The sequence below is a fragment of the Pseudomonas rubra genome (assembly GCF_028656935.1).
Classification (GTDB): domain Bacteria; phylum Pseudomonadota; class Gammaproteobacteria; order Pseudomonadales; family Pseudomonadaceae; genus Aquipseudomonas; species Aquipseudomonas rubra.
Genome location: NZ_JAMDGZ010000062.1, coordinates 1 through 10,967 on the forward strand (window position 1 = coordinate 1; position 10,967 = coordinate 10,967).

A 10,967-nucleotide genomic window follows, 5' to 3' on the forward strand; every position below is an offset into this window, starting at 1 on the left:
GAGTTCGCCGGACGCTTACATCCTTTTTGCAAAAAACGCGGTATGAAATGCTGGTAGACCCCTGCCATAACCACTCCTTCGGATCCTTTCAGGCGAAGCTCAATATGGGTTAGCGCTGCATTTGAGTGAGCGGATGGCGAATACACCTATCTCACTTGCTAACAGCCTCTGGACATACGCGCCGGTACTGAGAGTGCGTAGGCCCAAGTGGTCGCGGTGTTCGATGCGGCGAAGCCACAGTGTGCTTATCAATGTGCCAACTCCAAGCACTAGCCAATGATCAGTAGTGGCATCAACCAATCAGCGACGACGCCCGACTCAAACCGACAACCCCAGCGCTGCGAGATGTTCTCTCATGTACTTGTAGATCAGCACGCGACTGAACGCGACGTATGGTTCCGTAGGCATCAAAAACGCTTCGAGGTCTTCCAAATCGGCACCAGGATCACGGCCTTCCTTCAAGGCACTTAGCGTGTGACGAATTGCAGCACGAACCATCCGACCATGGCGTGCGCGCATCTGAAGTAGCTCCGCGCGAGCCAGTCCCAGGTAGTAGATGCTGGCCGTACCTTTTGCGCTTGGCACACCGTCAATCACGCGCGCCTCCACACGCCCGTCCTCCAGGAACACTAGGTGCTCTGCGGGATCATCAATGCAGGGATTAAGCAGCAGTGGTTCCTCCTGGCGAACCCGCCATGTCCCTTTTGCTCGCTTGGTCTCGTCGACCAACGGGAAAAAGTTGGCCTTACCGATTACCCGAGCATTGCCATCAAAATCATCCTGTGTTCTGGGTCGATTGCAATCTGAACATGACAACAACAGGTTCGGCCATTTAGCTCCCAACCAGAAATATCCGGGGATTACCTCTGCTGCAACTTTCGCCGTTTTGACGGTGACGACCACCTTCCCTTTTGGCCTGTAGTGCTCCACATCACCGGACTGGGTTCCTGCCAGCAGCGACTCGCAGAACATACATTTGCGACCGAATAGCTCTGCCAGCCTTTCCCTGACCGCCGTTGAGCCATACTCTTTGAAAACCCGCTTCTTAGGTTCGAGCGCTAAGTTTTTCCTCAGCTCAGCACGCCCCCTGCGTATCAAATCTGCGGGTGCGCTATCCCTTGGGCGCGTGATCTTAATCATTGCTTGTCCCCGCCCCCATCCGCCAGCGGCGTGACCTGCTGCATGAGAAATTTGAGCTTCGACACCGTCGAATCGGTGAATTGTTTTACATTCGCCGCTGCATTTACCGGTATGTCCAGTGCGCCTGTTGTGTCGAGCATCTGCAAGGCCATTCGCTCACGGCGACTTCCGCCTAGATAACGGGTGTCAGTGAGGTCAGCCACCAAGTCAGCAAGCGCTTGCTCTTCATCGTATGATCTCGCTGGTTTACTTAAGAGCTCTTCGTACGCCTCTATCTTGGTTTCGAGCTCTGGATCGACGGTGCTCCGCAGTCCGAAATGCTCGGAGGTAAGGAGCTGATCAACTCTGAAATTGGCGACACTAGGAAGATTCTCCAGCGCGTAGATATGATTGAGTCTGTCTCGACGCAGCACCGCTACCTCGCCCTCCTTCAAGCCACGGAGGCAAAGAGGGTCATGGGTGCTGTAGATGATCTGAGCTCCGGGGAAGGCTTCGCGTAGTGCTGGCAGGCACTGGAGGCGCCAAGCAGGGTGGAAGTGGTTGCCGAGTTCATCAATCAGGACGATTCCCTCTGACGAATCAAGCGCAGCCCCTGACTGTGAAAGCACATGCATGATGTCTACTGCCATGCCGATCATGCACTGATACCCATCGCTGAGCTCACGAAGCTGACGCCCATCGACACCACCTACGTTGAGGTGCATAGCACCATCGTCGGATACCATGACTTGTACCTGGTGATCCTTGGGCATCAACTTACGAAGGACGTCGTTGACCTCGTCCAGACGATCGCGACCCAAATGCTTTAGCCACTCGGTAGGATCGCTGATTGGTAAGAAGGGGTCGAACAAGTTGTCGATCTTCGCGTGATCTTTTCCGGGCTTTGATTTATGGCGCGCAGTCGCCAAAAGCCGAGTGGCGCCATACGCCACGACGAGTGAACGAGAGTGCTCGTTACTAAACTCAATTTTTTTGTTGCGTTTGAAACGCATCGAGACCTGATCACCGCCTACCAAAGTTACAACAACCGAGCCCTCATGCGCTCCGGTCGCCAGTAATTGGTTGCTCGTGCGGCGAAGGGCTTTCGAGTACGCCTCACCCGATAGCGTCAAAGCTAGCGCTTTGAGTACGGTGCTCTTACCTACACCATTCTCACCGAGCAAAGCATAGCAAGGTGCATTCGACCCCTCTTGCACTTCTAGATTGAGATCCAGATGATGGATAGGCCCATAATTTTTGATCTCCAGCCGTGTCACGTATTGCGCTTTTGCAAGGTAGGCCTCCATGCCTTTCTTGGATTCAGTGTCGATTATCTCAACAGGCGACTCTTCCTTGTGGCGATCGAAATCCTGTTGGCGCCTTGGAACCTCACCGGGAAAGCCATAAGAAGGAGCTTGATGTCTCCCCGCCTCTCCAAGCTGGCGCCATACCGCCCTGTGTGCTGGATGCTCGTCGACTGAATGTATCCTGCCCGTGCTCTGCAGTAGCTGTACCTGCTCGAATCGAGTCTGGATCAATTGCCGCCGGTTTAGATCAAGGAGCTTAATGGTGATGTCACCGCGAACGCTAAGTGGAGACACCTCACCCGTTTCAGAGAATTCTAGATGCTCGTCTGGATTGTCTCGACAAGGATCCAATAACCCGGGTTCCTCAAACTCAACTGTTTCCAAATAGGGACGCTCGGGCAGCGGCGAGCCCATCAGGGGAAACCGATTTCCCTTATATCGATCGCAGACCGGGCATGCCCAATACATGTTTCGCCAATCCGAATGAAGGTGCAGATAGGGATGCTCTCCGCGTACGCCGCTTCGAGGCCGGTGACGCTCTATCACGCCACTCCCGGGATGAGCATAGCTCTCGCAATAACAGCAGATCGGCCCAAAAACCTGAACTAAGTCCTCCACCAATCTGCGTCTGAACTTTCTCGTAACATCGTCCGAACGGCTGCCGTCATACCCTTCAAGCCCCCAACGCTGTCCCAGTTCATGGGGGCCATTTGCAAGATATGGAAGAAGATAGTCAGGGCATTCAGGGCGAAAAATAGGGGTCACTATGGCATCCTTGGCAGTCGTTCCCCACTTCAGGTTCTCGGGGGAGGCGGCGAAATCATACGCCGCAGCGATCGAGTCATGCCACAGAGCCAGTAAAAGTAGTGGTCATATAACCCTGACACTATGTAAGGTTTCCTCAGCTCACTTTGGTCAGCCCACTCGCGCCTTCAGCTCAGCCGCCAATAGGTAAAAACCTCCCACCTTTTTTCAATCATCAAGCGATGTCACAAGCGAGCACTGACCATTGATCCCTCCTTCACTGGCCTTACGCGCTCTCAATGAGACTTACGACATGGCCTCTACCGAACTCCATCATCAAGAGCGATCACGTCAGCTTAAACATACGCAAACACCACCGCTTTTGATGCTGGGATTTTAAAGGTGTGTTCGCCGGCCCCCTATGCATCCGATGCGGCCCGTGCAAGTCATTCTGGGCACAAGAATTAGCTGGCCAATAGTACGTTGACAGCGATCTAAATGGACGTTAGCGCCCTTGCCTGTCGCGACCAGAGCGCTGAGAACGAACGTTGATCAAGCGCCGGCCCGACGGCTTCCGGAAGCAGGTCACAACGGAGGTTCATAATTTGGATCGAGCAAATAAGGGATTTCTGGAAGGTGCGGCGAGAGCGTTTCGATCAAGCTAGCCCGCAGGCGGCTATCAATGTCTTTATGCAGGCGGATCTTTCCGATCGCCAGCGCGATCACGAACTCCAAGGCGGCTTCTCCCCGCTCTTGGCCATACCCTGCGGCGACACGCTTGATGATATCGCTCATCGACAAGCTGTGGGTTTCCTGAGCCCGGTAATCGAGCTCGGCAGGTAGCGCGGCACGCAAGAACGCAGCCTGGATAACACCATCGTCGAACCGGGAGAACACGTCGGGCGAGAGGAGCACTTGCTGAAGCTCCCCGGACTCCAGTCGCTTGGCGTTCTGCACTTTATCGCTATGCCGGGCATTCTGCAGAATCCACAGGATGGTGAGGTAGATGTCAGTCGACGTCGCGAGCCTCACATCTTGCGTACCGTCGACAAATGCGAAACCTCGGCTCAGGGTCATCGGTTCACTGGTGTTGCTACTGGGCCAGAAAGGGTGCTGCCCGAGCCCACCTGTGCCTGCGTTATCAAACACCTCCATGCGCTGCGTTATTGGCGCTGAGAATGTGTCGACGACTGAGTGCAAAGAGTCGAGCAGGCGCTGCTCTTCGGCCCAGTGATTCGTGCAGGCCAGCTCAGCCGCAGGGATTTCCATGAAGGTCTTGAAAACGTACCTACTGTGATCCTTGGCGGGCTGGGTCAGGTTGCTCTGCAGATCCTTCATCAGCGCATAGCTGCGCCCGAAAAGTGCCCCAGTGATGTACAACCGGGTGCCGGACTGCTGCGCGGTGCGCAGCCGACGGCTTACGCTCTGTAAACGCGACCCACGCTCAGCAGCAGCTGCAATGATAATGACAGACCCGTCAAAATCCACACTGGCATCAAATTTATCGAATGACACCTTGCTCTCGACCGTCACGCCACAGGACGCAAGGTACGCGATTGCCCGGTCGGCCAAAGCCTCGCTGGCCCTGTCGTCATCGTGAATGATCCAGCGGGTCGATGCGACCGCTTCCTCCAATAACACCCGCTCGAACCATTGCACGAAGTCGTCGGCAGCGACCAGATTGTCTTTATCGATGCACACCGTCCGAGGCCTGAGCCCTGGCCGATCATGGGCGTAGCAGCTGAAAAGGTTCGCCCCCATGAAGGAGTGAAACAGTTTTTGCAGCAAGGCCGGCGCATGATCGGTTCCGATGTTCAGCGCTTTGGTTTCGCTGTGCTCTGCAACGAATCGCTCACCATGGATCCGAATCAGACGGATACCGCCCGCTTCACCCTCCCCCAGTATTTCGAAGTCGTCTGGCTGCTTGAGTGTGTACAGGACAGAACAGGAATCCGATGACCGCTCGAAGGAGAGGATGGTCGCCACACGCTCTGGAGGAGCGCTGTTCACTTTTACCCACTGTTGCGCGAGGCCGCACTGGGTTGAGGCAGAGATGAGGCACAAGGCGGAAACCGCCTTGGGCAAAGGCCCGTCTTTGATCAGTCCCTCGTGCGAGTGGAAAGAACGGACGTTGGCGAAGCCTGGCAGCCCGAATTTCATGAGGTACATTTGCATGCACATCGCCAGGGGCAGCAAGGCAATCGTGTCCAGGTAGAGGGTATCAGGGCGAGACGCGCCCTCGTCCGTGGCCTTTTCGATCAAGGGCAGGCATGCGAATGCCAGGTAATAAGCGTGCAACGTCTCGGACAGGAGGTCTTCAGCGCGGATGAAATAATTTGAGGCCCGAGAGGAAGGCTTTGAATAGAAGAAACCCGCAGGGGCTTTCTTTAGAACACTGGAGCGCTCGACAAGGTTCGTCAGACCGGCTTTGGCAATGGCCCTGGATTTGTCCTTAATGAGCGTTGCCAAGCCCTCCTCGGGCCCTGAGATGTGCACATACTCAGTTATGGCGCCCTTTACGTCGTAGAACGCACACGCATAGGTGCGAGGCGACCCCGGGCCTTTGCGGCTTAGCTCCGCCATGAGCGGGGATGTTGTGTCTGCTTGCTGAGCGCGAAATTCCGCCAAGATGTAGCCTGGCATGAGAAACACCAGGAGATCGGGCATGACATAGCCGGCGAGCTGATGCTGGAGGGCGTGCGCTGCTTGCGTCTCGGTCAGGAGATCTGGGCCGGTGAAAAACACCACCGCGTGAACCGGCTTCCCGGCGTGACTTAGCTCGACTTCAAAATCCACGAGATCGAACATGTCAATTCACCGGAATGCAGATCGTGAAGACAGTGCCTTCGACAGCAGCCAATACTCGGCCACCGAATCGAGTCGACGGTTCGAATTCCATAACCTCATCTCTTCCATGAAAGGCCTGGTGCAATGAGAGCCGCCCCGTCCGGACACGTACAAAGGCTTTCAGTTTGTTGAGTGCCTGAACAGCGTTGTGCAGGCCCATTCCCGAATTCGGAGACTGCGTCTTGGAAGTGACGTGCTTCTTGAAGCAGTCAAGCGTGGCCTCAAGTTCAGCCTCTAAGCTCAGTCCATCCAGCGATTCGACTGGTCGTTCCTCCTTGACCGTTAGCCATCGCCGGGCCAGGCCAGGCCCGCTGTCGATGACCGAAATCTCCAGGAATTCCAGTACTTCAGCTTTGACAAAACGCTTCAGAATGAATCGAGCAAGTTCTGGCTCAACGTCGGAGTACTCCAGCGCATCCTGACGACTCATCCTGTTGAGTTTGATCGAGGTGCCCCGCAACGCCTTCTTGTACTTGTTCCCATCAACGTCTGTGACCGCATGCTGGTCAGCGTTCGAGATTAGCTCCCAGAGTACGCTGCCCAGTGCAGGGAGGCCTGATCTGAGCAATGCACCTTGGTCACTGCGAGTAGTCATCAGCTTCGACGACGTCTCTACGAGCGTTGAGAACCACGTCCTGGGCTGGACTTTTGGGACGGAGTGATCGAAGTAGAACGGCTTGATGAATTCACGCTTTGCGTTGTTCACGCAGAATAGGTTGATGGCAGTTGGTCGCGCGCCTCTCAGGTTCGAGGTGTTGCGCAGATCACCTGCAAACATTGCATCGACCAGGGGTCTGATCGCCATGAGGGCTTCTCGCCGATCAATCAGTTGATGATCCCGAGCGTGCACTTCACTGCACATGATCAAGGCAAAGAATCCAGCGGCGCTGTGAGCCAACTGCGTGATTTGGGTGATCGCTTCATCAGCAGGCGAGTACAGGTGAAGGACGGTCTTTTCGTAGGCACGAGCCCAGGTCACGATGAACTGAGCCAATGCTGCATCAACACCCAGCCCACCGCCGTGGCTCATGCTGCGGGGAAGCCTGAGGTTGGGATCAGTGCCTAGCGACTGATAAAGATCCTCAATCTCGTAAAGGTTGAGCTTTCGGCTTATTTGCATTCACGCCCTCACATTCCATCGATGACTTGCCTGGCTGGGATTCCCGGCTGCCAGTGTCGTGACCTGCCTTAGCCGCCTCAGGCCTCGCATCGGAAAGGGCGCAGGCGGAACATGCTCCAGACTCTACTCGATGCAACAAATTTAGGCGATGATCCGAATAGTTTGCGCGCAACGCTTTGTTCGGCTTTTGGCAAGCTTGCATCTTTACCCACGACCCAGCAAAGAAATGAGAACTGACCAGCATCGAAAAGGATTTCGCAGATATCAGGCGATTGACTCGTATCGCCCTGCCCGAGAGTGACCGCTATGTATTTCGTCTGGGGGCAGCTGTCTACGGGTTCGCTTCGGTCAGCAGTTTTATGGCGGAAGTGATCTGCCATATGGATCCCGAGAGGTCTCGTCCCGAGCTCGAAGCCAAAATGGGAGGTCGCCTTGCAGAAGCGTTCAATCAAACGGTTAAAAAGATCGAGCATTTGGAACCGGAAGCCTTTGTCGCCGGACAACAGGCCTATGAGCTGTTCAAGACGCTCAACGATGAGCGATCGGACATCATCCACTCCTACCCGATCACCAGCACTACCGGTAACCAAATTCTGCATCGACGCCAGGACGCGACAGAGTCCAGAGGTCAGGGCGATACGCTAACCCGAGGTAAACCGGCTAAGCACTTCGAAGTTACCGATCAGTTCATGGATACCTTCCTAGCTCGCCTGCATCAAGTGAACAAACACCTGTATCGCATCCGTGACATCTTCCGTCCCCCCGTAGAACCCCACGTCACGGTACCCGAAGAAGATGCAGCCCTCATGTTTTCGGTGGTACTGGCGGATTCGTGCTTGAAGCTCATGGCACTGTCGATTACGAGAAAGGCGTCTTCTCTCTGCAGGGCTCCCCGCAAGGGAATACGCAGCTGACACTTCAGGCAACTGGTAAACGCATCGGTGACGTAGCGTAAAGGGCATGGCGCAGCTGCTCTCACGCCGGCTGCGCATGCTTCACCGTCTAAGTGCTGGCCCGTCAGACCTCGTCTAGTAACCAGTGCGTTGAATCCACTTCGCCACCGACAAGAACGCCCGTGACGTTTCGCATGCAGCTTTCATAAACGTTGGCATTGCGCAAATCCGTACCTTCCAGATTTGCGCCACTGAAGTCGGCCCCACGAAGGTAGGCCCACCTCAAATCAGCACCAGAGAGATTGGCTGCCATAAATTTCCCCTCATGGATCACCATGCCCGCCCTGCACTGACCATCGTCAAAATAGCGAACGAACTTCGCGTTACTTAGATCAGCGCCGGCAAACGATGTACAGATCGATACCCAGGAATCTGCAATGACACTGCTGGACGCAGAAATCCCCTCGAAACTCAAGAGTGAGACGCCCTTACCCTCAACGAGAAAATCAAGAAGCGCAGGACTGAAGTCAAAATTCTCGAACGTGACACGGTGCTTTTTGGCTGCCTCTGCCAGACTGAACTTACCCTCAGCAGCACTCAGAAGCGCCTGCAACTGCCGCTCGAAGACATCAGGCTGATAAAAGAAGCGAACTGGGGTGTTCCAGATGCGCATTTGCGCATTGTGATCGCAGTAATCTGTGAGACGTGCGTTGCACTGGGAAACTTGGTTGTACTCCAACCCCAGATCTCGGGCAACGTGCTGGAGCCACTGACTGTGTTTAAGTGGACGCCCACTGAACTGTTTAAGAAGCCCCCGCCCTTCTGGACTCAGAGGTGCATCTGGATCATTTTGAAAACGCTTGGCGAGGAACGAGATGTGACGAAGGAGCGGTGATGTGGTGCTTTTCATGGCCTATTCCTTTGGGCGGCAGTGTCCTAGTCGCTGCCACCAAAAGAAATGGCGGGAGGTTGTGAAGCGTGATGCAACGGTGCAATCGCTCTACAGATCTAGGACTGAGGGTGGCCGTCACCACGGAGGCAATATCGTGGTTACAGCGACAGCCATTGTCAACCAGAATGAGTGATTGTTCGCCCTCGTTTGCCGTCTAGATGGCCCCTAGTCACTAAGGGCTAGAAGGCTCGTCAATCTCATCGATCTCACCAGAATCGTCCGACTCAAAATCATCATCCCGCCCTCGAATCCAATCATGGTCAAACACCTCCAGGGTGCCAATGAGTCCCTCCTTCGACTGCCTCAACAGCTCTTCTTTCTCACTGACTGCAAGCGCAAGCATCTGGATGGCTGACCTGGCTACACGAAGCGCAGCAATGGCCGTTGCAGTAAATCGATCAAAGTCGTGATGCTCGACTTCAGCAGCCTCTCTGCACTGGGTGATATCGCCTAGATCATGCAAGACCACGAAGCGGTGCGTGCCGGCGTTACGTAGGTTTTTCAGGGGGCGAAGAATTCCGCTTCGCGCCTCATAGTCATCGGCAAGCTCGACCAAACCGTAAAGAGCATGCACACCCTCTCGAACTAAGGATTCGACCTGGGGAGTCAGTGGGGTTTCACCTGTCTTGTTTGGTCGCACGCGCCAGATTTTTCCGAAAAAGATGTCATGCGGTTTCAGGCCAAGTTCGAAATAGTGATTCGCGGCAGCGGCGACTTTGTCCAAAAGGTCTATGGCTGTACGGTGCGCAAGGATCAATGCAGACGTAGCCGGGCCGTATAAGGCGTAATCAAGGGTGTCATCGAAGTATCCCGAGGTAGGCCATCCCGCTTCATCCCGAGAACGCCAGGACAAATCACGGGCCAGAATGAAGTCGCCTTTCATCTGGTTGAACATCGCGAATATCGGCGGGGGCGTTGCTCCTTTTCCAGCCTCTCGCTCCAAAATGCCCGGCAGCCGCAACCAATCAAGCTTTCCCATTTCGGGATCGACAAGCTCAACAGACGGGCCAAGAGTCAGCCGCTCTTTCTCAACCCAGGCAACGAAGGGGTCATTATGCGGCGCCCTGGGCGGCGGATCTTGGAAGCGATTGAGGAAGCCAAGCATGCCGTCCGCTGCCTGCAGTCCCGCGTACTCTATGATTCGATCCCGGTTTTCCCGTCCCACCTTGGCATACGCTGCAGCTTCTAGGACGGCCAGATCCGAACAAAGGCCCATTTGGTAACAGTAAATCAGGTACCTAGCGGCTGCGTGAGCAGCAACGCCGTTTTTTGGATCTAGCGCTAAGGCTGCAAGTCGCGCGTCATGACATTCGCTCAAACGTTGGCTATCTGCCAATTGATTTGCAAGATTTGTCCAACTCTGACTACGAGCTGACATGCTTGCTTCAGCATCCTGAGCCACATTCCAAAAACATGCTCTGGCCTCCGAGCCCAGGTGCCTCGTGCTTTCCTTATGATCCAACCATCCATCACCGTTGGGTGTATAGCCGATCGAGCTGACAATCGCTGTGCCAAGGTTGAAGACAGTATCCGGTGTCGGGTACTCGCTGTGGAGTTCGCGATAGAGAGCAAGCCCGTCATCAATCGCATCTTGCTGCTGGCATTGCACTCCAGCGTTAACCAATGTTGCTGCGCGCAACTGCATGTTGTTGAGCCGATTCCGCCCCTCAAGGCTCAGCTTTCTCGCCTGCCTCAATGCCTCATGGGGATCATTGTTTGTTAGGTCATCCAAGTGAGCAGCTATCTCGCCAAAATCATAAGAGTCGCCATCCATGATCCTTCCCCCTCCAGCTATCCACCTATATGGTTACGCCCGATAAAGGCGCAATCTGCATGATCGCACCTTGGATCGGTTCGCCCTTCATGTCTGTAACCACAGCTCGTCGTTAAGTCTCGCCCACATCACAACCCTGATGGCAATTTTTATCGGGAGGCCGTTAACTCATCCCCATCACCGCTAAATCGTGTAGTGGTCTACTAACCCC

7 protein-coding genes are annotated in these 10,967 nt (G+C 54.8%); 1 reads left to right on the forward strand and 6 read right to left on the reverse strand.

From position 1 onward, the window contains the following. Window positions 1-318 precede the first annotated feature (318 nt). The 4 genes from M5G17_RS24050 to M5G17_RS24065 all read right to left on the reverse strand — a co-directional run bounded on the left by M5G17_RS24050 (window position 319) and on the right by M5G17_RS24065 (window position 7,137). Window positions 319-1,140 (reverse strand): HNH endonuclease family protein, encoded by an 822-nt coding sequence (locus tag M5G17_RS24050; protein ID WP_273895356.1) that lies wholly within the window; start codon window positions 1,138-1,140, stop codon window positions 319-321. Continuing rightward, window positions 1,137-2,840 carry an AAA family ATPase gene (locus M5G17_RS24055; RefSeq protein ID WP_273895357.1) on the reverse strand — a complete coding sequence of 568 codons (1,704 nt, stop codon included), beginning with the start codon at window positions 2,838-2,840 and terminating at the stop codon, window positions 1,137-1,139. Before M5G17_RS24055 ends, M5G17_RS24050 begins: the two co-directional genes overlap by 4 nt. Window positions 2,841-3,755: 915 nt before the next feature. Next, window positions 3,756-5,978 (reverse strand): hypothetical protein, encoded by a 2,223-nt coding sequence (locus M5G17_RS24060; RefSeq protein ID WP_273895358.1) that lies wholly within the window; start codon window positions 5,976-5,978, stop codon window positions 3,756-3,758. Between the two features lies 1 nt (window position 5,979). Continuing rightward, the gene (locus tag M5G17_RS24065; protein WP_273895360.1) at window positions 5,980-7,137 is read right to left on the reverse strand and encodes an ATP-binding protein; all 1,158 of its coding nucleotides are present in this window, start codon (window positions 7,135-7,137) and stop codon (window positions 5,980-5,982) included. 272 nt (window positions 7,138-7,409) lie between these two features. On the opposite strand from M5G17_RS24065, the gene M5G17_RS24070 reads away from it, so the two are divergent. Beyond that, window positions 7,410-8,051, forward strand: a complete 642-nt coding sequence (locus M5G17_RS24070) for a hypothetical protein (protein ID WP_273895362.1) — start codon at window positions 7,410-7,412, stop codon at window positions 8,049-8,051. 103 nt (window positions 8,052-8,154) lie between these two features. On the opposite strand, the gene M5G17_RS24075 is transcribed toward M5G17_RS24070, so the two are convergent. Both M5G17_RS24075 and M5G17_RS24080 read right to left on the reverse strand, forming a co-directional pair. After that, a complete protein-coding gene (locus tag M5G17_RS24075) occupies window positions 8,155-8,940 on the reverse strand; it encodes a pentapeptide repeat-containing protein (RefSeq protein WP_273895364.1) in 786 nt (261 codons plus the stop codon). 214 nt (window positions 8,941-9,154) lie between these two features. Further along, window positions 9,155-10,756 (reverse strand): LA2681 family HEPN domain-containing protein, encoded by a 1,602-nt coding sequence (locus tag M5G17_RS24080; RefSeq protein ID WP_273895365.1) that lies wholly within the window; start codon window positions 10,754-10,756, stop codon window positions 9,155-9,157. Between the last annotated feature and the right edge of the window lie 211 nt (window positions 10,757-10,967).

Bases quoted from the DNA above. Each gene is read 5' to 3' on its own strand.
- M5G17_RS24080 (WP_273895365.1), bottom strand. From the start codon at position 10,756: ATGGATGGCGACTCTTATGATTTTGGCGAGATAGCTGCTCACTTGGAT.
- M5G17_RS24065 (WP_273895360.1), bottom strand. From the start codon at position 7,137: ATGCAAATAAGCCGAAAGCTCAACCTTTACGAGATTGAGGATCTTTAT.
- M5G17_RS24075 (WP_273895364.1), bottom strand. From the start codon at position 8,940: ATGAAAAGCACCACATCACCGCTCCTTCGTCACATCTCGTTCCTCGCC.
- M5G17_RS24055 (WP_273895357.1), bottom strand. From the start codon at position 2,840: ATGGGCTCGCCGCTGCCCGAGCGTCCCTATTTGGAAACAGTTGAGTTT.
- M5G17_RS24050 (WP_273895356.1), bottom strand. From the start codon at position 1,140: ATGATTAAGATCACGCGCCCAAGGGATAGCGCACCCGCAGATTTGATA.
- M5G17_RS24060 (WP_273895358.1), bottom strand. From the start codon at position 5,978: ATGTTCGATCTCGTGGATTTTGAAGTCGAGCTAAGTCACGCCGGGAAG.